Origin of the sequence: Sterolibacterium denitrificans (assembly GCF_900174485.1) — a bacterium.
Taxonomy (GTDB): Bacteria; Pseudomonadota; Gammaproteobacteria; order Burkholderiales; family Rhodocyclaceae; genus Sterolibacterium; species Sterolibacterium denitrificans.
On record NZ_LT837803.1, the window covers coordinates 1,558,400 to 1,584,116 of the forward strand.

The window sequence follows — 25,717 nt, forward strand, 5'->3', positions numbered from 1 at the left end:
ATGACAAATATTGCAAAATATCTCCGTTCTGCCGAATTGGCCCTCGCGGCATATGCTTCACTCTCTCAAGGCAACTCGAATACGGAGCATCTCAAAGAAGCAGGACTATCTGACAAGCAAGCCGAACTATTCGCCAGTAACTATACTGTTCTCACCCAATACACCGATAGCGGCACGAGTTTCAGCGCGACGGTATTCAAGGATGCTGGTGGAAATCTGACTCGGATGGCTGCAAATGGTGCATGGAGGGTGTCGGCATGACAAAAACCATGCGACTGCGGCGCCGATTTCACTGCGCCGCCCAATCTGGTGCGATCAAACCATGGATACTGATTGTTTTGCTCCTTGTTCTTGCTCCGCTATTGACACTGGGTTTCTATGAAGGACGCAAGGCGTATTGGGATGCGAAGGTCAGGGAAATGTGTGCGAAAGATGGCGGTATCAAGGTTTATGAAACCATGAAGTTGCCGCCAGAGAAGTTCAACGAATGGGGGCAGCCGAATTTCTACAGGCCAACCCAAGGGGAAAACGCTTTAGGGGCAGATTACGTTTTTGTCTCAGATATTTTTTATTACCGCAAGGGCAACCCCCAGATGGCGCGATATCACATTAAGGTTATTCGTCGCTTAGATGGAAAATTAATTGGCGAAAGTATTTCATATGGCCGTGGTGGTGGTGATTTACCCAGTCCATCGCATGGCACAAGTTTCCACTGCCCAAAAGATTACGGCGATATTCCTCTTCTAATGCAAGTATTTATTCGCTCAAACAAGGAGTGATCCATGAACTATATTCAAAAATATTTTACACAAGCTGAATTGGCCTTGGCCTCCTATGCCAATTTGCTTCCTGGAATTCCAAACTCCACCGTGTTACAGGATGATGGAAGAGGATTGTCCTCCACCCAAGCCACCCAATTTGCCCAAACCTATGCCGTCGTTACCCAATACAACGATAGCGGCACGAGTTTCAGCGCGACGGTATTCAAGGATGCTGGCGGCAATCTGACCTTGGCAATCCGTGGCACGGCGGAATTGACGGGAACGTCGAACGATCTGAGCACCGACAGCGATATTGCAGTGTATGGAGCAGGCTACGATCAGATCGTCGCGATGGTGAACTGGTGGCAACGAGCCACGACGCCGACGAACGAAACTGCAATTCAATACAAGATCGTCCCCGGGCCTCTCGACCCTCACGATGGATTTCAGTTTGGCATTCTGTGGCTGAAGATCGAAGCGCCGGTTGCTGGCACAGGGGAACTGGTGAGCGCCTTGGCGGGTGATCCCGACCACAGGCTCGATGTTACCGGTCACAGCCTGGGCGGCCATCTGGCCATGGCCTTCAGCACCTTGTTTCCGAGCGACGCTGGCTCGGTCACCGTTTTCAATGCTCCCGGCTTCATCGATAAAGCCACCAATCGCGCCTTCTTTGCAGCCCTGGGCGGTTCGGTGCCCACTGGCGGTGACATCACCAACGTCATTGCTGATGAAGCAGCCATCGGCAGCCCGCCGTGGAATGCCATCGCCAAACTGCACAGCCGGCCGGGGACGCCGGTGGATGTTGCCATCGAAAAGCAATTCAATTCTGACGAACCCACTTTCCAGGCTGCCTTCAACCACAGCCAGCAGACCCTCACCGACAGTCTCGCCGTCTATGCGCTGCTGGCCGTTCTCGATCCTGCGCTTTCCACCAATGCCTACAAGAGCATCCTCAATGCCGCGGTGAGTGGCACCGCCGCCAGCCTGGAGGGGATTGTCGATGCCATCGAACGGGTGCTCGGTCTCGGCGACTCCCCTCTGCCCATCGGCAACGACAACCGGGATGCACTCTATCAAGCCATTGCTGCGATCAACGCAACAACCGAGCAACGCAATCTGGCTGGCACGCTGAAAATCATTCCCATCGCCGGTATGGCCGCTACGCTTGCCGCTGCCGCAACCACCAATCCCGACGCCTTGGCTACCCGCTACGCGCTCAAGGAGCTCAACCCCTTCGCCGTTCTCGGACTCGACTACAGCCAGCACAATCAAGCCGGTGAGCTTGACCTCTACGACCCGGTGACCGGCAGCGGGCAGCTCACCGAATCATGGCTTGCCGATCGTGCCGCGCTGCTCGTTGCGTTCAACCAGGCGAGGACGGCGGATCTGGTTGCCACGGGCGGGGTTTTCCAGGTCGATTCGACGGGCAACGACGGCGTGCGCTACACCGATGTTGGTAGTGGCCTTGCCGTGAAGGTTGGTCAGACCACGCTCGACCCGCAGCGCATCGTTTTCGGGGGCGAAGGCAGCGACACCATTACGGGCGGTAGCCAAGGCGACCATTTGTATGGCGGTGCCGGCAACGACACGCTGAACGGTGGTGATGGGCGTGATTACCTGGAAGGCGGCTTTGGCGATGACACCTTGGAGGGTGGCAAGGGCAACGACATTCTGAAAGGCGGCGCGGGCAATGACATTTATGTTTTCAACAGTGGCGATGGTGTGGACATCATTGAGGATTCGGCAGGCCAGGATCGCATTTTCTACGCCGGAATCCAGTTGACAGGGGGCGGAGCGATTGTTGAATCCGGGTCGGTCTGGCAGCAGAAATCGGGCGAAATGATCTTTACCTACACTGTGAGCCAGGTTACGGAGAACGGTGAAACCTACCAATGTTTATTGATCAGTTGTCCGGACGGCACGATACAGGTTAACCGCTGGCAGTCTGGGCATTTGGGGATCACGCTGGAGGGGGCGGAAGCGCCCCCGGCCAAGTCTGGCCCCAAAGAGACGTACGAGAGTGAACAAGGCACCTTGTTCGTGGGCGATGATTTTGATAACCAACTGGTTGGTGGTGCGAAAAACGACTTGCTGGCCGGTGGGCGCGGCGAGGATCGTTTGCTCGGAGGAGAGGGTAACGATTTCCTGTTGGGGGGCTACGAGGAATTGCCGCTTGTGGCTGGCGAGAAACAGATCGTCAATCTGAGCGATAAATCCATTGTGATTTCCGCCAATCAGGAATTTTGGAGGATGGCGGCATGAGGAAATTTCTAGCTTCTTTTGTATTTTCAGGTTTGGCACTTGTGTCGCTGACCGGTTGTGAAAAATACCGCCTTGATGCAGAGGTGCGGGAACTATGTGCTAAGGATGGAGGCATTAAAGTTTATGAAAAAGTGACGTTGCCTCCTGAGAAATTTGATCAGTACGGGAACATAAGAATTCCGACAAAGAAAGATGCGAAACCATCCGACGAGTATTACTACGATGACGAGGATACCTATTTCAGAAAAGGCGATCCGTACGACGGCCCAAATATGTGGCGGAGCCATACCAAGGTGGTTCGCCGCAGTGACGGAAAAGTATTGGGGGAATCAATCAGATATACGAGGGTTGGCGGCGATATTCCTGGTCCTTGGCATCCTTCTCATTTTTCGTGTTATGACATGGATATCCCTATGGATTTGGAAAAATCGATTTTTACAGAAAGGAGTGAAAAGTGACTGCAATCAGCGATTTTGCTAATCAGGCCGATTTGGCTCTTGCTGCATATGCAAGCCTCACAAGCGGAATATCAGGCAAGGTTTACACTGATGCTCTTCAAGTTATTGGGATGTCCTCCACGCAAGCAACCGAGTTCTCGCAACGTTGGGTTGTCATTGACAGCATTGAATTTTCAAACGGAGCGGCGGCGACGGTATTTGAAGAAATCGGGAAGCCGGGCATTCGCTATCTGGCTGTGAGGGGTACAGAACTGGGGGCAGCCGATATTTTGGCGGATGCCATACTTGCGTCGGGTTTTCCTTCATTTGTCAATCCGCAGTTTGTTGCGCTGCAAAGTCAGATTCAGACGTGGCTGGATTCGGGAACGCTGTCCGCGAATTTTACGGTCGCAGGACACAGCCTGGGCGGCTATCTGGCGGCGGCGATCGGTTCATGGTTTCGCAACGGCTCGGTCTATATGTACAACGCACCGGGTGTCGGCGGTGCCGTTGGCAATGCTTTCGATGCGCTTAAAACGGCGCTGGGGCTGGAGCACGTGGCCTTGGTCAGCGACATCCACAATTTCCGTAGCAGCGAGGGGTTTTCCCTCATCACGGGACTCGGTGCGCAATTGGCACCGCCGAAGATGATCCACATCGAGGCCGCGCCCGGCGGTGTAGTGGGGCCAGGGAACCACAGCGTTGTCAGGCTGGCCGATGCTTTTGCGGTGTATGCCCTTTATTCCAGCCTGAATCCGGCACTTGGTCTGGATCAGATTTCCGGCTTGCTCACCGCGGCAAGCAATCAGAGCGATCTCACACTGGAAAGCGCGCTTGACGCGTTGCGCCTGATTTTGCTGGGTCAGGGTGCGCCCCGCACCCCCGAGGGTGATCGAGACAAGCTCTACGGCAATCTTCGCGATTTGCAGGCCAGCAATGCCTACCAATCCCTCGTTGGTCAATCCGGAGTCGTACCCTTCACTGCCTTGGCACCTGAAAGCCTTATTGCTCTGGCAAAGAGTAGCCCGGACGCGCTCGCCTACCGCTACGCCCTGAAATTCGGCAATCCCTTCGTCTTTCTTGGTGCCGACTACAGCCAGCACAACCAGGCCGGTGAACTTGACCTCTACGACCCCGCCACTGGCGGCGGCCAGATCACCGACGAATGGCTTGCCGACCGCGCCCGTTTCCTGTCCTGGGTAATGAAAGCCAATACTCAGGACACGACGGCCATTTCGGATGCAGGGGGCGAGCAGTGGGTTGCCGAGGACAGGACGCTCAGGGGCGCGACCGGATTTCTCCCTTACTCACTGGACATCAACAGCGGCCTGTTCGGTCTGACGGGCGATGCCCGCAAAATGATCTTCGGCAAGGAAACGGACGATGGCGTGCTGCTGGGTGGCGACAAGGGAGATCGAATCTATGGCGGAGGCGGCAAAGACACACTGCGCGGTCTTGGCGGTAACGATTATCTGGAAGGCGGCTTTGGCGATGACACCTTGGAGGGTGGCAAGGGCAACGACATTCTGAAAGGCGGCGCGGGCAATGACATTTATGTTTTCAACAGTGGCGATGGTGTGGACATCATTGAGGATTCGGCAGGCCAGGATCGCATTTTCTACGCCGGAATCCAGTTGACGGGGGGTGGAGCGGTTGTTGAATCCGGGTCGGTCTGGCAACAGAAATCGGGCGAAATGATCTTTACCTACACTGTGAGCCAGGTTACGGAGAACGGTGAAACCTACCAATGTTTATTGATCAGTTGTCCGGACGGCACGATACAGGTTAACCGCTGGCAGTCTGGGCATTTGGGGATCACGCTGGAGGGGGCGGAAGCGCCTCCGGTCAAGTCGGACCCCAAGGTAACGTACGAGGGAAAACAAGGCACCTTGTTTGTGGGCGATGGTTCCGATAATCAACTGACCGGCGGCGCGAAGAGCGATCTGCTGGCTGGCGGGCGAGGCAAGGATCGTTTGTTCGGGGGAGAGGGCAACGATTTCCTGTTTGGTGACTTGACGGTGACCTGGGTAAAAGAGTGGGATGAGTCCGAGCCGGATCGCCCGAGTTGGTGGCTGAATGGCCCCTACTACACGGCACAAGGCGAAATATATTATTCGGGCAATTTCAACTACAACACGACAGATGGTGTTGTCATTGTTAATAGGGGAATTGGGCCGGATGGGTCTGATTTATATGACTGGGGGGCGGGGAAAGCAGGAGGAAACGATTATCTCGATGGCGGGGCCGGGCAAGACATTCTTTGGGGGAATGGGGGGAATGACACCTTGCTGGGTGGCGCTGGTGCTGATCTCCTGCGTGGCGGTTATGGTGACGATGTGCTGTTCGGTGGCGATGGCCGGGATGACGAGGGTGACGAAGCGGACATTCTTTTTGGTGGTGCAGGCAACGATGTCCTGTTCGGCGGCCGAGGCAACGATACCCTGGATGGGGATGATGATGACGTGACAAGTACGCCGTTGAGGGATCACGGCAACGATGTGCTCTATGGGGGCAGTGGCAATGATGTGCTCTACGGCGGGGGTGGCCATGACGAATTGCACGGCGGAGACGACGATGATGTGCTCTTCGGTGATCACTTCGTGGATATTCTCGGCGGGCAGTACCACGGCAAGGACACGCTGTATGGTGGTGCCGGCAATGACACTCTGATGGGCCAGGGGAATGATGATGTGCTGTACGGCGGGAGCGGCGACGACCTGCTGTATGGCGATGCGGGTACGGCGATCTCACTCAACAAGGCTTTCCACGGCGACGATGAACTTTATGGCGGGGACGGCGATGATTTCCTCTGGGGGAATGGTGGCGACGACTTTCTGGACGGTGGTTCCGGCAATGATCATCTGGAAGGTGGCGAAGGACGAGACACGCTCTATGGCGGTACGGGTGAAGATGAACTGTTGGGTGAAGAAGGGGATGATCTGCTGGATGGTGGTTCCGGCAACGACAAGTTAGCGGGCGGAGAGGGGAATGATGTCCTTTACGGCGGCGAAGGTAGCGACAACTTGTGGGGCGATGGCGGCGATGATGTTCTGGTCGGTGGGGCGGGAACGGATTACTTGAATGGCGGGGCGGGCAACGACACCTACATCATCCATGCCGACGAAGCACCGGTCACGAACCATCTGGAAGCGATTGATGACAACCTGGGGACGAATCGACTGGTGCTTTCGGTGTCGGTTGGTGAGATTGGTCTGATAAAGCGTGGCAATGAGTTGATTTTGTCTTGGAACCAGGAAACGCAGGCCGTCAGCGTGGCTCATGGCATGTTGGGAGGGATCAGCACTTACCAGTTTGCCGACCAGACACTGAGCTGGTCGGATTTGATCAACCGGTATCTCAAGACACCCAGCGGGCAGATGAGTACGACGCCGGGCAGCCAGTTGGTCGGTGGGGCGGGGAACGACCATTTAATCGGTCTGGGCGGCGGTAGCTGGTTTGCGGGCGGGCTGGGCGATGACACGCTAGCCGGTGACGGCGGTGGCAACACCTATGTTTACCGGCGCGGTGATGGTCATGACCGGATTGTTGAACAAAGCGCTCAAACCAGTCATGGCGGAGCGTTGCCCAGCAGCCTTGAATTTGGGGCTGGCATTACGCTCGATATGCTGACGCTGACGTACGACAAAGACAGCAAAACGCTGCGCCTTCAGATCAGTGAGGACGAAAGCGTCGAGATTGCGGGAGTGAATCTGACGTCAACACAACCCAGTTTGCCGATTGAACGCTTCGTGTTTGCCGACGGCAGCGTGGTGGATTTCAAGGCCTTGCTGGCCAGTCGGCCAGTTGCCGGATTGGGTGGTTCGGAGGCCGGCAGCCCATCGGCGGATGGCGGGCTCTCGCTGCACGGCAAAGGGGTGGAAATCAAAGGGAAGACCGGCTTCAACCAGCCGGGACAAGCCCTGGCGCTTGATGCGAGCATTACACCGCAGGACGTTACTGTGCGTATGACGGTACTTGGCGATCTGCTTATTGGTCTGAGCGGTGGGGATTACTTTGTCGTTCGGGGCCAAATGCTAAATTACTGGTCAGGGATTGATGCACTGCACTTTGCCAATGGCACGGTCTGGGATCGCGCTGAACTGGCCCAACGCACTTATACAGGTAGTGCGGGGGATGATGTGATCGTTGGTTGGTTCAACGGTGTGATTGATGGCGGGGCCGGCAACGACTACATCAAAATGATGCCTCAGAGTACTTACCGTTTTGGTGTCGGCGATGGTCACGACACGATTGATCTCGGAGATGCATCCGGTGCTCGCTTTCAGTTCAAGGCAGGGGTGACGCAGAACGGTGTCCGGTTCGCTCGTGAAGGGAATGATCTGGTCGTCAAGCTCATTGCGTCCGGCGATACGGTTCGCCTGAAGAATTGGGTTGATGCCCAGTGGCGACTCGAGCCTTTTGAGTTTGCCGATGGCTCGACGTTGTCTGCTGGTGCGGTTTGGAATCAGGTGATGGGTATCGAGGCCGGGCGCGAAGATGAAATTTATTACACGACACTGGGCGATGGGAACGATCTCTGGAAAAGTACCAAGAGAACAAGCCAGGCCTTGAGTCATGGCGGCAATGACACCCTGATCGGCAATGCGGGTGAAGATTTACTGCACGGTGGGGGCGGGAATGATGTGCTCTATGGCGGCGCGGGCAACGATCGACTGTATGGTGAGTACGGTTATGTCATCGTAAATGGCAAGCCGTTTCAGTGGGCGTTGCAAGGGGTGGCTGGTAATGATTATCTGGATGGTGGTGACGGAAATGATCTTCTGGATGGTGGTGCAGGCAATGACTACCTGAATGGAGGGGCGGGAGATGACTGGCTGGTCAGTGGTGGTGGCAGGGATACACTGATTGGTGGTGATGGAAATGATTTGTTGTTTGGTGGCGTGGGCGGCGACGTCATATTTGGTTGGGTAAGCGGCCAGATTCAGGCTGATGACGGTGACCTGCTGATGATTGGAGGTGCTGGCGACGATTATCTTTATGGCTCTGCTGGTAACGATACACTTGATGGTGGCCAGGGAGATGATGAGTTATTCGGCGGCGGTGGGAGAAATACCTTTCATTTCGAGCGGGGTTCGGGCGTTGACAGGATCGTCATTTTGAACCGAAGCGATGCCGAGGATACGGTGGTTTTTGGCGCCGGGATTCGGCCAGAAGACATCACCGTACAGTTGGGCACCCCTGCCGAAGGGTATGAACTTCTCGCGATCGGTACAGGCCATGGCGATGCGTTGATCGTGACTGTCAACGGACGATATCTTTCCTTGGAGAAGTGGGATAGAGACTTGGACTGGACCTGGAGCGATCTCTATCAAGGCTCTCTTCAGCATTTCCGGTTTGCCGATGGTACGGTCTGGACGCTGGACGATCTTCTGGCGCGAGCGGATGCCGGCAAACTGGGCCATCAGACCCGCTTGACAGGCCCGGCAATGACCTGGCTCGGCAGCGAGATTGGCGAAGGGTTCCATGATTACACTTGTATGCCAATAAACGTGCAGGCACGCGGTGGTCAGGATGAAATTTGGCTTGCTGCGGGTGATGACCTCGTGGCGGGGGGATGGGGTGACGACGGGATTTCTACGGGTGCCGGTGACGACACGATCGCTTTCAACTATGGCGAAGGCAATGACACGCTGAACGCGGGCGAAGGCCTGGACACCCTGTCTTTTGGAAGCTCGATCCGACCGGAGATGTTGAGCGTCGTTCTTAGTCGAAGCGACATCACTCTGCTGGTTGACGGTGGGAAGGGCGGTTCCGTCCGGCTGGAGGGAGAATATGAGGATGGGTTGTCGATCGATCTGGAACGTCTCCAGTTCATCGATAGTGATGGCCGGGTCAGGGTGTTCGATTTTATTGGTTGGCTAGAGGCGCATCGCATGCCGCTTTTGACCAACCTTCTGCAGACGCCGCTTGTCTTTGATGGCACAGGTTTCGAGCTGACCGGCAAGGCCACCCCGGCGGGGGGATTGGAGGCCATTGCTTATGCGCAGTCGGGCGATGTTTTTGCGGTGCCGAATCTGGCTCACAATGCGCCGACCAGTGGCGATGACGTGCTCTATGGCACGGCGGCGGGCGATATGCTGGATGCTGGCGCGGGTAACGACATCGTGCTGGGTCTAGGGGGTGATGACGCCATTTTCGGCAGTGACGGTAACGACCTAATCGATGGCGGCGAGGGTGATGATGTGCTCGACGGCGGCACGGGTGATGACGTCATCTACGGCGGTTGGGGGGCGGATACCCTGATGGGTGGCACGGGGCAGGATGCGCTTTATGGCAAACAGGGCGGAGACACCTATGTTTATCAGGCGGGTGACGGCGTGACCATCATCGACGATGATCACCTCATGCTGAGCCGCCCAGGGGAAGTAGGGGAGGATGCTGGATATGGTGGCTGGGGCGGCGATGGAGGCGGTGGTTATTACGTTCTTGACGATGCGCCCAACGCTCTGAACTTCGGGCCGGGCATCCGTCCCGAAGATTTGCGCTATTCGGAAGAAAACGGCGATCTGGTAATCAAGTTTGCCAACCGTCCGGGCGACAAGGTCATCCTGCGCGGTTACATGCCGGGGCGTGCCACGAAAACCCGTTCGGTGGATGTCATTCGCTTTACCGACGGCACTGAAATCGTGGCGGGTACCATCGAGCCGACCGGCAAGACCGAAACGGTGGGTGATGAAGGTGGTTGGCTGCATGGCACGCCGTTCGCCGATACTTTGATCGGCGGCGCGGGTGACGACGTGATTTACGGTGAGGGCGGTTCGGATTTCCTGGCGGGTGGCCTTGGTTCGGATACCTACAGCATCCACAAGGAGTGGGGATCGGGGCCGGCTCAGACGACTATCGTCGAAACCTGGCGGGCGCAGGACGTCAACCGCCTTGAATTGACGGGGGAGATCAATCCCGATGCCCTGTATCTGGCCTTCGATGGCCGCGATCTGGTGCTGCATCTGAATGAAGAGGGCGATTCGATCCGCTTTGCCGGCTTCGATCCGCGCGCACCGGGCATGCAGGCGCCGGTTGCAGAAATCAGCCTGCCTTGGGAAGACATCACGCTGTCCTTCGATGAGTTGCTGGCACGCGGCGTGCGCTACGGCGATCATGCGCAAAATATTTACGTCGTCAACATCGGGGATGGCGAGATTTTTATCGACGATATTGCCGTGCCCGATGCCGGCAACGTCCTGCGCTTCGGCCCCGGCATCGATCCCAACGCGATGCGCAACAACCTGCGCTTCGAGGCAGATGGCAACGGTGGCCACATGCTGCTCATCCCCTACGGCGATGCGGGCGACGTCGTGCGGCTGACCGGATTCGATCCGCGGGATGTGCTGGGCAATCACGCCATCGAGCACTTCGAGTTCGCCGATGGCACGGTGGTGGATTACGCCACCCTGGTGTCCTGGACTTTTGTGGTCGAGGGCGACAACGCGGGTAACGTGCTGGCAGGCACCAACGTCGGCGACCGTCTCTACGGCTACGACGGCGACGATGTCATGGAGTCCGGCGACGGCGAAGACGTGCTTACCGGCGGCTTGGGCAACGATGTGTTGCGCGGCGGCGCCCAGCGTGACGCCTACGTGGTCAATCTGGGCGATGGCGAGGACGTCATCGAGGATGACCTCGATGCGGGTATCGGCAACATGCTCACCTTCGGCGCGGGCATCGCCCGCGAGGACGTGCAAGTGGCGTTGGACGGTGACGATTTGCTCGTTCGCTACGGTGCCGATGGCGACATGGTGCGCGTGAGGAACTACGCTCCGGATGGCGCGAGCGCTGGCACGGTGATCGACACCTTCGAGTTCGCCGACGGCACCGCCGTCACACTGCGCGAGTTCATGAACCGCGCGCCGGAAGTGGCCAATCCCATCGACGATCAGGTTGCCCTGGAAGACGCGGCCTTCAGTCTGCGTTTGCCCGACGACCTGTTCATCGATGCCAATGGCGACGACATCCTGACCCGGGTGACGGTATCGGGTTACGAGACGCAGCCGGACTGGCTGCAGTACGAGGCCGCCACGCGTACCCTGTTTGGCACGCCGGACAACGACGACGTGGGCGAGTTCGACGTCATCGTGCAAGGCATGGACACGCTGGGCGCATCGAGCCTGCACAGCTTCCACGTCACGGTGCAGAACACCAACGACACCCCGGAAACCGGCACGCTCATTGCCGCCCAGCAAGCGACCGAAGACACGCCGTTTGCCTTCACCGTGCCGCAGGATGCTTTCCACGATGTCGATGCAGGCGACGTGTTAACCCTCTCGGCCACCCAGGCCGACGGCTTGGCGCTGCCGTCGTGGCTCCAGTTCGATGCGGCGATGCGCAGCTTCAGCGGCACCCCGGCCAATGGCGACGTGGGCAGCGTCTCCGTGCGCTTGACGGCCGCTGACGTGGCCGGCGCACAGGCGAGCCAGACTTTCGCCATCGGCGTGGCCAACGTCAACGATGCTCCCGAAGTCGGCACGCCGCTGGCGAACCAGAGCGGACGTGCGGGCACGGCGCTGAGCTGGCAACTGCCCGGTACGGCTTTCGTCGATGTCGATGCGGGGGACGTGCTGGCCTACTCGGCCACCCTGTCCGACGGCAGCACGCTGCCCGGTTGGCTCGCCTTCGACGCAGCCACCGGCACCTTCAGCGGCACCCCGTCCTCGGCAGGCAACCATGTCCTGCGGGTTACCGCCACCGACCTGGCGGGCGCGCAGGCCAGCCAGACCTTTACCCTGGCCGTCGAATCCGGCGGCGGCAACCAGGCGCCGATCACCACCACGGATACCGCCAGCCTGATCGAGGACCGCAAGCTGCTGACCTGGGGCAATGTGCTCGACAACGACCGCGACCCGGAAGGCGGGCATCTGCATGTGGCCGACCCCGGCATCCGCTGTGGCGAATACGGCCTGCTGACCTTGCTGCCCAACGGCGCCTACGCCTATGTGCTCGACAACTTCTCCGCCAAGGTGCAGGGGCTGGGCGCAGGCGAGACGCTCACGGAAACCTTCGGCTACCTGGCCAGCGACGGCAGCCAGCGCAGCAACGGCGCATTGACGGTGACCGTGCAGGGCACGAACGATGCGCCCGAACTGGCGCGCTGCCTCGCCGACGTACAACTCGCCAGGGGCAAAGCCTTCTCGTGGCAGATGCCCGCGGGCAGCTTCAAGGACGCCGACCGCAACGACACGCTGAGCTACACGGCAACGCTATCCAACGGCAAGGCGCTGCCGGCCTGGCTCAAGTTCGACGCCGCGACGCAGACCTTCAGCGGCACCGCCCCGGCCATTACCTTGGGCAGCATCGACGTGCGCATCACCGCCAGCGATGGTCAGGGTGCGCAATCAAATGCCTCGGATGTATTCAAGATCAGCTTTGGCAGCAAGACCGTGGTGCCGGCCGCCGCCCAGGGCAACGAAAGCGTGGACAACGGCAACGTTGTCGATGCGCTACTCGCCGGCGTGGGCAGCTTGCTGGGGCAGCTTGGCCAACCGAACCAACCGAACCTCAAGCAAGGATCGGAACGTGACGATGATCCATTGGCGCGATTCCTCGACAGCTTCAAGCGCGATGACCTGTCCGCCCAGTCGATTCGTTCGGCCCTGCCTGTGCTCGATCCCCGCTGGATCGAGGAATGGAGCGGGCAATGGGATGAGCAAACCGGTCATGGCCAGGCCATCGACGATGTGGCAGGCCAGTGGGCCGCGCTGACCCAGGCCTTGAACCGCCTCGATGCCGAACGCCAGGACGCGCCGGCCTGGGAGCACGTCAACCAAGGGGCGCCGACCTCTCCGGTCTGGCGGGCTGGATGCAAAGCAGCCTCCAGAGCGCGCGCGGCGGCATCGATGCCGTCTCGCTGAGCGGCGGCGCAGGTACCCTTCTCAAGGGCCTCAGCGGCATCAAGGAAGGGCTGAGCAAGCTGTCATGGTAAGCCGTCAGGCCCATGGGATGCGCAAGTATCGATGATGCGCATCCCATGGGCAGGCAGCGGATGCGGTGCCTGCGGCTGGAAGACAAGACTGATCCCGGCCGATATTGGCTTGGGATTGAAGGGGCCGATCTTCGCCATGCAGATTGTTCTGCATCTCGTAGAAACGAATATTTTCGAGAAAATTACGTTGGATCAATGCAAATGCCGCGCCGAACAAAGAAAATCAGTCCGTCGGCAACCAATTGATCCTGTTATGAAATCCAGCGGACGGTAGCGCTTGGTCACTTGACAGATTCTTCAGGGCTGGATCAATATCCAGCCCTGCCGTATCTCACGATCCAAACCCTGACTCGGCCTGTTGATGTGTGCGAATGCGATTCGCACTTGGGGAGAAATGCATGAAAAGCGATTCAGGATGGTGGGGCAATCTGGGCATGCAGGCGAAGTTTCTGATCCTGATCCAGGTATTCCTGTTTGTACTGCTTGGGATATCCCTGGCGTGGGTTTCCATGCAGATGGAGAAGCTTGCCACCGATACCGCCGAAGAGCGCGCACGGGTGATCGCGGATGGAGCCATCAATGGCTTGAATACATTGATGGTGACGAAGATTGGCAAGGAGGACGTCATCAGCGACCGACAGGCGCGCGGACTTTTCATCGAAAAGCTGGGTACCTCGGAAAACGTCACTGAAGTGCGGATTATTCGGAGCGAGCAACTCGATACCGAGTTTCCCGAGGGCCTGCCGCAGGAATATCCGGTCGATGACATGGATCGCAGCGTTCTCGCCAACGGCAAACCTGAATACAAGATCGACTGGAATCCGGAAGGCGTATCCACGCTGAGAGCCGTGGTTCCCTTCATCGCCATGGAAAACTTTCGCGGCACCCGGTGTCTCATGTGTCATGGGGTCGACGAGGGCGCCGTGCTGGGCGCCGCGAGCGTGACGTTGGATATCTCGAATGTCGTTGCCTCGGTCAGGCGCGGCAATATCTGGATATGGGGCAGCTTTGTGGCCATCCAGGTTCTACTGTTCATTACCATCACCCTGATTACCCGGCACTCCATCATCAAACCGCTGCGGATCATGCGTGACGGTATTGCCCTGATCGAGAAGGAGCATGACCTGACACGGCGCCTGCCCTCGACCACTAGCGACGAGATCGGGCAGACCACGAAGGCATTCAACAACATGCTGGAGCAGATCCAGAACTCCTTCAGGGATATCCATCTGACGGTTTCCCGCCTGCGGCAGGCTTCCGACAACGTCGCCTCCGCTTCGCGGAAGGTGGTCGACGGGTCTTCGAATCAGAGTGATTCAAGCGGGGCAATGGCTGCCGCCATCGAAGAAATGTCGGTCAGCATCAGTCACGTGTCGGACAATGCCGAGAGCGCGCTGGCGATCTCCCGTACCTCGCAGGCGGTTTCCGATCTGGGTGGCCAGATCATCAACGAAACGGTTGCCGGAATGGGACAGATATCGAATTCGGTCCGTGAAGCTTTCGATGCCATGGAAGCGTTGGGCATGCAGTCGCGCGAGATTGACTCGGTGGTGCAGGTTATCCGGGAAGTCGCCGACCAAACCAACTTGCTGGCGTTGAATGCGGCCATCGAGGCGGCGCGGGCCGGCGAATCAGGGCGCGGTTTTGCCGTGGTCGCGGATGAAGTGCGCAAACTGGCCGAGCGCACATCCAAATCCACCATGGAAATCTCCACGATGATCGGCAACATCCAGTCCCGCACCGATGATGCTCTCCGCGAGATCAAGGATGTCGTGGAAAATGTCGCGGATGGTCAGAAACTCGCGGGGCTGGCTGGAGAAAAGATCGCCGAAATCCGTCAGCAATCCGCCAGGGTTGCGGAATCCTTTGGCGATATCTCCCACGCCTTGCGCGAGCAAAACACCGCATCCCAGGAGATCGCGCGAAACGTCGAGCAGATTGCCGGTGTCACGGATGAGAACCTCGATGTTGCGCAATCAATGGCAAAAGATGTCGAGCATCTGCACAATATTGCCAAGCAGGTTGACGATGCGGTCACGGTTTTCAAGGTCTGACCAAACGTAGCGAAGGACATATCCTCACGCCGTTCCGCCGGCAACCAACTGATTCGGTCATGAAATCCACCGGATAGTAGTAGCAGTGAAGTAAAGCAGTGGTCGCCCATTTTTGTTTCGCATTCATTTCCCAGGAAAGCAAACTCCAATGAAATCCACATTCAACACCCTGCTTGGCGCCGCCGTCAGCGTCATTTTCATGGTCTCGTCCGCTCACGCTTTCGACGAAAACGCCGCCAGGGCGCTGGCCAAGAAGAACGACTGCTTCAAGTGCCACGCCGTCGACAAAACCAAGAGAGGCCCCTCGTACAAGAAGGTCGCCGAGAAATACAAGGGGCGTGCCGATGCGGAGGAAAAAATCGTCCTGCACATTACCACCGGCCCGAAAGTGAAGCTTGAAGACGGTTCCGAAGAAGACCACAAGATCATCGAAACCAAGGACAAGGCCGAAATGAAGAATCTGATCGACTGGATTCTTTCGCTTTAAGTACTAGGAGTACCAGCACCGACTGCAGCAGCAGACAACGGGGGCGTAGCCACCGGCCGTCGCTCCCAACCGAACACATAGGGTTGTGGGGATGATGAAGTCTCCGAGACACTTGCTGGCGCCGTCTTTGCCGCCGACGCGGACGGCGCCAGGGAAACGCCCAAGGATCTGATTCTGAAGTGAGCTTCCCTCGGTTTGTCTGCCAGTCCGCTGCTGCAGCATTGGCCTCAGAGCAGGGCTTCGATGGCTGCGGCGAGGTCTTCCGGTTTGGTGGCTGGGGCGTAGCGTTCGACGACGTTGCCGTTGCGGTCGATGAGGAACTTGGTGAAGTTCCACTTGATGCCTTCGGTATTGAACACGCCGGGCCTGGCGGCCTTCAGGTGCCGGTAGAGCGGATGGGCGTTGGGGCCATTCACGTCGATCTTGGCGAACATCGGAAAGGCGATGTTGAAGCGCGTCTCGCAGAATTCGGCGATCTGTTGTTCGCTGCCGGGTTCCTGCGCGCCGAACTGGTTGCAGGGGAAGCCGAGCACGACGAAGCCGCGCTCGCGGTATTTTTCGTAGAGCGCTTCGAGGCCGTCGTATTGCGGCGTGAAGCCGCATTTGCTGGCGGTGTTCACCACCAGCACGACCTTGCCGGCATAGTCGGCAAGGTTGACGTCCCGGCCGTCGATGGCTTTGACGCTGATGTCGTGAAACTTTTCCATGGCATCTCTCCTGGGCTGGACGATAGACCGGCGGGGCTGGATTATTGCGGCTTGCTGAGGATGCGCTTGAGCCAAGCTTCCAGGTCGTCGAGATAAGTGTAGATCACCGGTACGACGACCAGGGTCAGGATGGAGGAGGTGATCACGCCGCCCATGACCGTCTGCCCCATCGGCATGCGCAGTTCGGCGCCCTCGCTGGTACTGCCGAAGGCCAGCGGTAGCATGCCGAAGACCATTGCCATGGAGGTCATGATGATCGGACGGAAGCGCACGCGCGCGGCTTCGATCAGCGCGGCTTCGCGCGGCATGCCCTCGGCGCGGGCGCGGATGGCGAAGTCGATGAGCAGGATGGCGTTCTTGGTGACCAGGCCCATCAGCAGGATGAAGCCGATGATCGAGAAGACGTTGAGCGTGCTGCCGAAGATCAGCAGCGAGAGCACCACGCCGATCAGCGTCAGCGGCAGCGAGGCCATGATGGAGAGTGGCTGGATGAAGCTGTTGAATTGCGCGGCGAGGATCATGTAGATGAACAGGATCGCCAGCATCAGCGCCTGTGAAGAATAGTGGAAGGCTTCTTCCATGTCGCGCGTCGAGCCGCCGATCTTGTAGCGGTAGCCGGGCGGCCAGTCGAGCTTGTCGAGCGCAGCCTTGATTTCGCTGCTGATTTCGCCGACCGAGCGGCCGTGGGCGTTGGCGTTGAATTCGACTTCGCGCGTCAGGTCGCGTCGGTTGATTTGCTGCACGCCCGTGCTGCTGCTGATGCGGGCGACCTGGCTGAGCGGCACCATCTTGGGCGAGCCGTCGGGATTGACGCGGGCGGTCTGCAGCATGATGCGTTCGAGATCGGCCGGTGAGACGCGGTCTTCCGGCGCCAGACGTACCTTGATGTCATAGTTCTGGTTGTCCGGCGCGAGCCAGCTGCCGGCTTCTTCGCCGGCGAGGAAAGGGCGCAGGGCCATGCCCAGTTGCGTTACGTCGATGCCGAGGTCGGCCGCGACATCGCGGCGGATATCGAGTCCGACGGTCGGCTTCGAGGGCTTGAGGCTGGTGTCGAGGTCGACGATGCCGGGAATTTCGTCCAGCCGCTTCCGGGCATCGGCCGCAAGGCGGGTCAGTACCTGCATGTCCGGCCCCTGCAGGCTGAATACCAGTTGCTTGCCCTGCATCACCGGATTGACCGTGCCGACGTGGGTGACGGTGATGCCGGCGATTTGCTGCAGGCGTTCGCGGATCGGCTGGGTCAGCTCCGCCTGGCTGCGCGTGCGCTGTTTGCGCGGCGTCAGTTTGACGTACAGCGCGGCGCTGTTCTTGCCGTTGGCATTACCGGTGTTGATGGCCGTGTAGGTATATTCGACGTCGGGAAATTCGCGCAGCGCCGCATCGACCTGCTTGGCCTTGGTTTCGGTGAGTTCGAGCGAGGAGCCTTCCGGCGTGGTGAAATTGACCAGGGTTTCGGCGAAGTCGGCGTTGGGCAGCATTTCGGTGCCGACGTAGGGCAGCAGGAAAAAGCTGGCAACCATCGAGCCGATGGCGAGGATCAGGGTATTCACGCGATGGCGCAGCGACCAGCCCAGCATCGAGCCGTAGGTGTGGGTGGTCCATTCCATGCGCCGCTCGAACCAGCGCATCGGCCTGGCCAGCAGCAGCATCAGGCGATCGAGGATGTTCGGACGCTTGATTTCTTCCGGCTTGGGATCGTCCCAGACGGATGAAAGCATCGGGTCGAGCGTGAAGGCGACGAACATGGAAATCAGCACGGCGGCAACGACGGTCAGGCCGAACTGATGGAAGAAGCGGCCGATGATGCCGCCCATGAAGCCGATCGGCGCGAACACGGCAACGATGGTCATGGTGGTGGCAAACACGGCCATGCCGATTTCGTCGGTGCCGTCGAGCGATGCCTTGTGGTGGTCGGCGCCCAGATCGACGTGGCGGACGATGTTTTCACGCACCACGATGGCATCGTCGATCAGCAGGCCGACGCACAGCGACAACGCCACCAGCGTCAACATGTTGACGGTGAAGCCGAACATGTAGATGAACATGAAAGTGCCGATCATCGAGATCGGCAATGTCAGGCCGGTGATTACCGTGCTGCGCCAGGAGTTCAGGAACAGGAAGACGATCAGCACCGTCAGTATGGCGCCTTCGAGCATGGTCATTTCGACATCGCTGACGCTCGCGCGGATGGCCAGCGCGGCATCCTTGGCCACGGTCAGTTGCACGTCGGGCGGCAGGTCGGCCTTCAATTCTTCGACATTGCGCTGGATGTCGTTGATGACCTCGATGGTGTTCGTTCCCTGCGCCTTGAGGACGTCGAGCGCCAGCGTGCGTTTGCCATCGATCAGCGCCAGACTGTCCTGCTCCTCGGCGCCATCGACGACGCTGGCCACCTGATGCAGATAGACCGGCTGGCCGCCGCGCCGGCCGACGACGACGTGGTTGAAGCTGTCGATGCTGGTCAGCTTGCCCTTGATCTGTACCGTGCGCTCCTGGTTCTCTGAACGCAGCGCGCCGGTCGGCACTTCCTGATTGGCGCTGCGCACGGCATTCAGCACCTGATCGGCGCTCAGCTCATAGGCTTCGAGCGCGGCCGGCTTGAGGTAGACGTGTATCTCGCGCATGACGCCGCCAATCAGGTTGACGGCGCCGACGCCATGCACGTTCTCGATGCGTTTCTTGATGACCTGGTCGGCCAGAGTGGTCAGCTCACGCAGGCTGCGCTTGTCGCCGAGCGAGGTGATGGCGTAGGAAATCACCGGCCGGTCGGCCGGGTCGAAGCGCGAAATCTTCGGCTCCTTTACCTCGCGGCGCAATTTGGCGCGGATGCCGGAAACTTTCTCGCGCACGTCCTGGGCGGCCTGCGCCGGATCGACCGTCAGCTCGAACTCGATGATGATGACCGAGTAGCCTTCATACGAGCGTGAGTGGATCTGCTTGACGCCGTTGATGGTGTTGACGGTTTCCTCGATCTTGCGGGTGACGTCGTTTTCCACCGACTCGGGGGCGGCTCCCGGGTATTCGGTGTTGACCACGACCACCGGGATTTCGACGTCGGGAAACTGGTCGACGGGTACGCGGCTGTAGGAGAACACGCCCATGACCACCAGCGCGAACATCAGCATGGCCGCCATGACCGGATTGCGGATGCTGACGCGGGTGAGCCACATGCTCAGCGTCCTGCCGGGGTGGAGGCGGTGCCGGTATCGTGGGTTGCCGGCGCGTTTGCGCCACTGGTCGAAACGACCCTGATCCCGGCGCCTTCCTTCAAGGGGCCGAGGTTGGCGGCAACGATGCGGGTGCCGGCATTCAGCCCGTCAAGGATTTCGGCAAGTCCGGCGGCTTCGCTGCGCATGCCGATTTTTACCGGCGTGCGGCGGATCCGGCCGTCGATCACGGCGTAGACGAAGTCGACGCCGGCGGCGCTGTGCAGGGCGGTCAGCGGCACCAGGGCGGCGGCCGTGCTGCCGCCCAGACTCAAGGTTCCCGCAGCGAACAGGCCGGCCCTGATGGCGGCATCCGGATTGGGGATTTCGATGTAAATGGTGACGGCTCGACTGCCCGGTTGCGCCTGGGCGCCGATGCGCGAGACGCGTCCCTTGAACTGCCTGTCGGCATAGCCTTCGACGCTGGCCGTGAAGGGCTGTCCGATGGCGACGCGCGCCACTTCGTTGGCGGCTACCTGTGCTTCGAGTTCGAGGCGGGAAAGGTCGACGATGGTAAACAGCTTGCCATCCGGCGAAACCTTGTCGCCGCGCTGCACGGCACGCTCGGCGATCCAGCCGCTGATCGGCGCGTGCACCACGGTGTCCTGCAAGGCTTTTTCCGCCAGCGTCAGTTGCGCTTGCAGTGACTGCACCTGGGCGCTGGCGATGCTGGCAGCCGATTTGGCATTGTCGTAGGCAAGCTCGGAGAGGAAGTTTTTCTGCCGCAATTCCTCGTTCTTGCGGCGCGTCGATTCGGCGAGTGCCGCCTGGGCGCGGCCGGCTTCCAGGGCGGCTTGGCGGTCATCGAGGCGGGCCCGGTATTCGAGATCGTCGATGCGCGCGAGCTCCTGGCCGGCGCCGATGCGCTCGCCTTCGCGCACCGCGACGGAAAGGATTTCTCCGGCAACCTTGGCTCTCACCACGGTTTCCTGCCGGGCATGCAGGGTGCCGTTGGCGCGCAGGGTTTGCTCGATTTCCCCGGCCTGGACGGTGAGCAGATCGCTTTCGGCCAGTTCGATGAGTGTCTCGGCCGGCGCTGCCGCGGTGCCCGATGTGTTCGTTGCGTTCGTCGCCTGCGTGGGGGCGGCCTTGCCGGCCGAATCACCAGCGTCCCCTGAGCCACAGGCGGCAAGCAGAAGCGCACAGCTCAGGCAGGCAAGCGCTGCCGCAAACCGGGCAGTATTCCGGGGCGGGGTGGTCGTCATCAGCGGGTGGGTTGGGTGGCTTGTGGGAGTGTTTTCGTTATATTTTTTTGCGACAAGCGGCTGATTCTAATGCAAGACGGATGTGGCCGCCCTCATGCGCAGGGCAGGCAGGGCGGCCAGCCGGTTCAGGCGGCTTGTACGGGAATCTTGCTGCTTTGCTTCATGATGCGGTTGCGGGCATCGACATACACCAGATCGGGCTGGAAGCTGGACAGTTCGACTTCGTTGTAGCTGGCATAGGTGGCGATGATCAGCAGATCGCCGGCCGCGGCCTTGCGCGCAGCGGCGCCATTCACGGAGATGATGCCGCTGCCGCGTTCGGCGACGATGGCGTAGGTGCTGAAGCGTTCGCCATTGGTCACGTTGTAGATTTCGATCTGCTGGTATTCGCGGATGTCGGCAGCATCGAGCAGCGTCTGATCGATGGCGCAGGAGCCTTCATAGTGCAGTTCGGAGTGCGTCACCGTCACGCGGTGCAGCTTGGATTTGAGCATGGTGCGTTGCATGGCGCCGGGTTCCTTTCTCATGCAAAGGGAGTACGGTCAATCTTCCATTACCTTCCATTTCCCGCTTCTGGCGACTGCCGGCATGAGCGCATCGCAGTGGCCTAGACTTCCAGATTGTCGATCAGGCGCGTGCTCCCAAGGAGTGCTGCAGCCAGAATCACCAGTCCGGATTCGTGAGCGGGTGGCAATTGTAATCCAAGCTTTTCCCGCACTGCAACATAGTCGGGGCGCCAGCCGCGCGCAGCGAGTTCATCCATGGCGGCGCGTTCGAGACGGCCGTAATCCTGCTCGCCGCGCAGGATGGCGCTGCGGATTTCGTTCAGGATGCGGTACAGATTGGGCGCCTCGGCGCGCTCGGCCGCGGAAAGGTAGCCGTTGCGCGAGGACAACGCCAGACCGTCTTCCGCGCGCACGGTGTCGCCGGCGATGATTTCCACGGGCAGCGCCAGATCGCGCACCATGCTGCGGATCACCATCAGTTGCTGGAAATCCTTGCGGCCGAACAGGGCGGCTTGCGGCTGGACGATGTTGAACAGCTTGGCCACCACCGTGGCCACGCCGCGAAAATGGCCGGGACGGCATGCGCCTTCGAGGATGGCATCGTGTTCCGCTGGCGGTTCGACGTGGTACTGCTGCGGCGCCGGATACATCTCGCTTTCGGCGGGGAAGAACAGGACATCGACGCCGGCTTCGGTCAGGCGCTGGCAGTCGGCGGCGAAGGTGCGCGGGTACTTGTCGAAATCCTCGCCGGGGCGGAACTGCAGGCGATTGACGAAGATGCTCGCCACCACGCAGTCGCCGTGCTGGCGTGCCTGGCGCATCAAGGCGATATGGCCGTCATGCAGGTTGCCCATGGTGGGGACGAAGGCCACGCGGCCGGCGTCCTTGAGCATGGCGCGCAGCGCGGCGATGGTTTCGCAGATTTTCATGGGATTCAGTAGGTGTGCTCGGGTGCCGGGAAGCTGCCGTCCTTGACGGCGCCGACATAGGCGCGCACGGCGGCATCGATGCTTTCGGCACCCTGCAGGAAGTTGCGCACGAAACGGGCGGTCTTGCCCGGGTAGATGCCGAGCATGTCGTGCAGCACCAGCACCTGGCCGGAACAGCCGGGGCCTGCGCCGATGCCGATGGTGGGGATTTTCAGCAGTTGGGTGAGCTCGGCGCCCAGCGTGGCCGGAATCATTTCGATCAGCAGCATGGCGGCGCCGGCCTGCTGCAGGCTGAGCGCGTCGTCCTTCATGCGCCGCGCGGCATCCTCGCCCTTGCCCTGCACGCGGTAGCCGCCCAGCGCATGCACCGATTGCGGCGTCAGGCCGATGTGGGCCCAGACCGGGATGCCGCGTTCGCTGAGAAAACGCACGGTCTCGGCCATCACCGCGCCGCCTTCCAGCTTGACCATCTGCGCGCCGGCGGCCATCAGGCGGCTGGCATTGCGCAGCGCCTGCGCGGGGCTTTCCTGGTAGGAGGCCCAGGGCATGTCGGCCGCGACGAAGGCGCGCTTGCTGCCGCGCGCCACCGACTCGGTGTGATAGATCATGTGCTCCATGGTGACCGGCAGCGTGGTGCCGTGGCCCTGCAGCACGTTGCCGAGCGAGTCGCCGACCAGGATCACGTCGATGCCGCAGCGGTCGAGCAGGGCGGCAAAGCTGGCGTCGTAGGCGGTCAGGGTGGCGATCTTTTCACCGGCGGCGTAGCGGGTGCCGAGTTCGTGCAGGGTGACGGGCTTGTCCGAGACGAGATAGCTCATGGGGCGGAATCCTTTTGACGGCCGGCGTTGCGTATTGGATTGGACGTGGCGTGCGTCGACCAAGGGAAGGCGATCAGCGAAAGATGAAATATACCGCAGCAAGAATGCACAGCGCGGCCCACAGGTAATCGAGCTTGAGCGGCTGCTGCATGTAGAAGAGCACGAAGGGAACGAATACCGCCAGGGTGATGGCTTCCTGGAGTATTTTCAGTTGCGCCAGATCCAGTTCCTGATGGCCGATGCGATTGGCCGGTACCTGCAAGAGGTATTCGAACAGCGCAATGCCCCAGGAGACCAGCGCGGCGATCCACCATGGCTTGCCGTTGAGATTCTTCAGATGCGCGTACCAGGCGAAAGTCATGAAGACATTCGAGGCGGCGAGCAGCAGCGCCGTTTGCAGCACGATGGGAAGATGCGGCAGCGGCGGCATGTCAGCAGGGCAGGTTCAGTTTTTCGATGGTCTGGTCGCGGCAGGCTGCCAGCAGCGTCGTTGCCGCGCCATGGCCGGGAATCATGCAATCCGGCGCGATTTCAAGCAGCGGCGCGAGCACGAAGGCGCGCTGGTGCATGCGCGGATGCGGCAGCATCAACTGCGGCGTGTGCAAGCGTTCCTCGCCGTACAGCAGCAGATCGAGATCCAGCGTGCGCGCGGCGTTGGGCACGCTGCGCTGGCGGCCGAAGCGCTCTTCGATGGCGAAGAGCGCGGCAAGGAGCGCTTGCGGCGGCAGCAGCCTGCGGTCGGGAATGTCCAGGCAGGCAACGGCATTGATGAAATCCGGCTGCTGCTTGAGGCCGACCGGCGCCGTGCGATACAGCGAGGAGCGCGCTCTCAGGCGTGCTGCCGGCAGGCCGGCGAGTTCGGTCAGCGCCGCCTTGAGCGTGTCGATGGGGCGGCCAAGATTCGCGCCGAGCGCGACGTAGGCAATGCAGCCTGTCGCCGCATTGCCGGGATCGGCGGTTGTCACTCGGGCGACTCCGTACCGCCGTTGGTGTCGTTCGCGCCGTCTGAACGGCTGCGGCTGCGGCCGCGGCTGCGCCGCCGGCGTTTTTTCGTGCTGCCGTCGGGCATCAGCATGCTTAGACGCTGCCCGGTATCGACTTCCTGGAAGCGCGTCCACCAGTCGGCCAGTTCCATCGGCACTTCGCCGCTTTGCGCGCGCAGCAGGAGAAAATCGTAGCCGGCGCGAAAGCGCGGCTGTTCGATCAGACGCAGCGGCGTCTTGCCGCTGCGCTTGTCGAAGCGCGGTTGCAGGGCCCAGATTTCCTTGATGTCGCCACTGATGCGGCGGGTGATGGCAAGTTTGTCGGCTTGCTGTTCCAGCACGCCGTCCATCGCCGCGTAGAGCGCGGGAATCGGTACTTCACCGCGCGCCTTGCGCTGTTCCCAGTCGGCCAGCACTTCGTGCCAGAGCAGGGTGGCGAAAAGAAAGCCGGGCGAGGTCGGTTTGCCCTGGCGGATGCGCTGGTCGGTATTTTCCAGGGCCAGGATGACGAACTTCTCACCGCGCGGCTGCTCGAGAATGACGTCGAGCAAGGGCAGCAGGCCGTGGTGGAGTCCTTCTGCACGCAGGCGCCGCAGGCATTCGAAGGCATGGCCGGAAAACAGCAGCTTGAGCATTTCGTCGAAGACGCGCGCGGCCGGCACGTTTTCCATCAGGCTGGCCATCTCGCGGATCGGCTGGCGCGCCGCCGGGTCGATGCTCAATCCCAGCTTGGCCGACAGGCGCACGGCGCGCAGCATGCGTACCGGATCTTCGCGGTAGCGCGTGCGCGGATCGCCGATGATGCGCAGGGTTTTTTGCTGGATGTCGGCCACGCCATGGTGGTAGTCCAGCACGGTTTCACTGGCCGGATCGTAATACAGGGCATTGATCGTGAAGTCCCGCCGGGCGGCATCCTCGGCCTGGCTGCCCCAGGCGTTGTCGCGCAGCACGCGGCCGTGTTCGTCCTTTTGCGTGTCGGCATCGTGGGTTGCGCGGAAGGTGGAGACTTCCAGGGTTTCGCCGCCCTGCATCACATGGACGATCTGGAAGCGCCGGCCGATGATGCGCGAGCGGCGGAACAGGGCGCGCACTTGCTCGGGCGTGGCATCGGTGGCGATGTCGAAGTCCTTGGGATTGAGGCCGGCAATCAGGTCGCGCACTGCACCACCGACCACATAGGCCGCGAAGCCGGCGCGTTGCAGGGTGTCGCAGGTGCGTAGGGCGCCCGGCGAAATGCCGTCGCGGCGGATGCCGTGACGCTGCTGCGGAATGACCGCCGGCGCGTTTCGGGATTGGAGCGTAGGGTTGGGGCGCCAGAATGCCTTGGCGGCGCGATGCAACAGCTTGCGGATCATGGGCGATGATTTGGAATGGGCCGGCCCGAACGGCGGGCGGGAAGGGCAGCAATGATACAGGAAGCCGAAG

Annotated in this window: 17 protein-coding genes; 8 read left to right on the forward strand and 9 right to left on the reverse strand. The window is 60.3% G+C overall.

What is annotated here, in order from left to right; translation table 11 throughout:
* From SDENCHOL_RS07200 to SDENCHOL_RS07235, 8 genes are all read left to right on the forward strand, one after another.
* The gene (locus tag SDENCHOL_RS07200; protein WP_154716610.1) at positions 1-261 is read left to right on the forward strand and encodes a hypothetical protein; all 261 of its coding nucleotides are present in this window, start codon (positions 1-3) and stop codon (positions 259-261) included.
* Positions 258-779, forward strand: coding sequence for a hypothetical protein (locus SDENCHOL_RS07205; RefSeq protein ID WP_154716611.1), 522 nt, complete (start codon positions 258-260; stop codon positions 777-779). The genes SDENCHOL_RS07200 and SDENCHOL_RS07205 overlap by 4 nt, the downstream gene beginning before the upstream one ends.
* Positions 780-782: 3 nt before the next feature.
* On the forward strand, positions 783-3,023 hold the full coding sequence (locus tag SDENCHOL_RS14630; protein ID WP_154716612.1) for a hypothetical protein: 2,241 nt from the start codon (positions 783-785) through the stop codon (positions 3,021-3,023).
* Positions 3,020-3,481, forward strand: a complete 462-nt coding sequence (locus SDENCHOL_RS07215) for a hypothetical protein (RefSeq protein ID WP_154716613.1) — start codon at positions 3,020-3,022, stop codon at positions 3,479-3,481. The genes SDENCHOL_RS14630 and SDENCHOL_RS07215 overlap by 4 nt, the downstream gene beginning before the upstream one ends.
* On the forward strand, positions 3,478-13,326 hold the full coding sequence (locus SDENCHOL_RS14470) for a putative Ig domain-containing protein (protein ID WP_154716614.1): 9,849 nt from the start codon (positions 3,478-3,480) through the stop codon (positions 13,324-13,326). The genes SDENCHOL_RS07215 and SDENCHOL_RS14470 overlap by 4 nt, the downstream gene beginning before the upstream one ends.
* Positions 13,327-13,428: 102 nt before the next feature.
* Positions 13,429-13,671 carry a hypothetical protein gene (locus SDENCHOL_RS07225; protein WP_154716615.1) on the forward strand — a complete coding sequence of 81 codons (243 nt, stop codon included), beginning with the start codon at positions 13,429-13,431 and terminating at the stop codon, positions 13,669-13,671.
* A gap of 124 nt (positions 13,672-13,795) precedes the next feature.
* On the forward strand, positions 13,796-15,451 hold the full coding sequence (locus SDENCHOL_RS07230; protein ID WP_172955023.1) for a methyl-accepting chemotaxis protein: 1,656 nt from the start codon (positions 13,796-13,798) through the stop codon (positions 15,449-15,451).
* 148 nt (positions 15,452-15,599) lie between these two features.
* On the forward strand, positions 15,600-15,938 hold the full coding sequence (locus SDENCHOL_RS07235; protein ID WP_154716617.1) for a c-type cytochrome: 339 nt from the start codon (positions 15,600-15,602) through the stop codon (positions 15,936-15,938).
* Between the two features lie 227 nt (positions 15,939-16,165).
* Here the strand turns inward: SDENCHOL_RS07235 and SDENCHOL_RS07240 are convergent, their stop codons facing one another.
* The 9 genes from SDENCHOL_RS07240 to pcnB form a co-directional block, all read right to left on the reverse strand.
* The gene (locus SDENCHOL_RS07240) at positions 16,166-16,645 is read right to left on the reverse strand and encodes a glutathione peroxidase (protein WP_154716618.1); all 480 of its coding nucleotides are present in this window, start codon (positions 16,643-16,645) and stop codon (positions 16,166-16,168) included.
* A 41-nt stretch (positions 16,646-16,686) separates the two neighbouring features.
* On the reverse strand, positions 16,687-19,815 hold the full coding sequence (locus SDENCHOL_RS07245; protein WP_154716619.1) for an efflux RND transporter permease subunit: 3,129 nt from the start codon (positions 19,813-19,815) through the stop codon (positions 16,687-16,689).
* A gap of 2 nt (positions 19,816-19,817) precedes the next feature.
* Positions 19,818-21,056 (reverse strand): efflux RND transporter periplasmic adaptor subunit, encoded by a 1,239-nt coding sequence (locus SDENCHOL_RS07250; protein WP_154716620.1) that lies wholly within the window; start codon positions 21,054-21,056, stop codon positions 19,818-19,820.
* Positions 21,057-21,181: 125 nt separating this feature from the next.
* On the reverse strand, positions 21,182-21,562 hold the full coding sequence (gene panD, locus SDENCHOL_RS07255; protein WP_154716621.1) for an aspartate 1-decarboxylase: 381 nt from the start codon (positions 21,560-21,562) through the stop codon (positions 21,182-21,184).
* A 101-nt stretch (positions 21,563-21,663) separates the two neighbouring features.
* Complete coding sequence (gene panC / locus SDENCHOL_RS07260; RefSeq protein ID WP_154716622.1) at positions 21,664-22,491, reverse strand: pantoate--beta-alanine ligase; 828 nt, start codon at positions 22,489-22,491, stop codon at positions 21,664-21,666.
* Between the two features lie 5 nt (positions 22,492-22,496).
* Positions 22,497-23,309, reverse strand: a complete 813-nt coding sequence (gene panB / locus SDENCHOL_RS07265; protein WP_154716623.1) for a 3-methyl-2-oxobutanoate hydroxymethyltransferase — start codon at positions 23,307-23,309, stop codon at positions 22,497-22,499.
* Positions 23,310-23,382: 73 nt separating this feature from the next.
* A complete protein-coding gene (locus SDENCHOL_RS07270) occupies positions 23,383-23,739 on the reverse strand; it encodes a DMT family protein (protein WP_154716624.1) in 357 nt (118 codons plus the stop codon).
* Position 23,740: 1 nt separating this feature from the next.
* Positions 23,741-24,274: a 2-amino-4-hydroxy-6-hydroxymethyldihydropteridine diphosphokinase gene (gene folK, locus SDENCHOL_RS07275; protein WP_154716625.1), complete on the reverse strand. Its 534-nt coding sequence runs from the start codon at positions 24,272-24,274 to the stop codon at positions 23,741-23,743.
* On the reverse strand, positions 24,271-25,647 hold the full coding sequence (gene pcnB, locus SDENCHOL_RS07280) for a polynucleotide adenylyltransferase PcnB (RefSeq protein ID WP_154716626.1): 1,377 nt from the start codon (positions 25,645-25,647) through the stop codon (positions 24,271-24,273). The genes folK and pcnB overlap by 4 nt, the downstream gene beginning before the upstream one ends.
* Positions 25,648-25,717 lie beyond the last annotated feature (70 nt).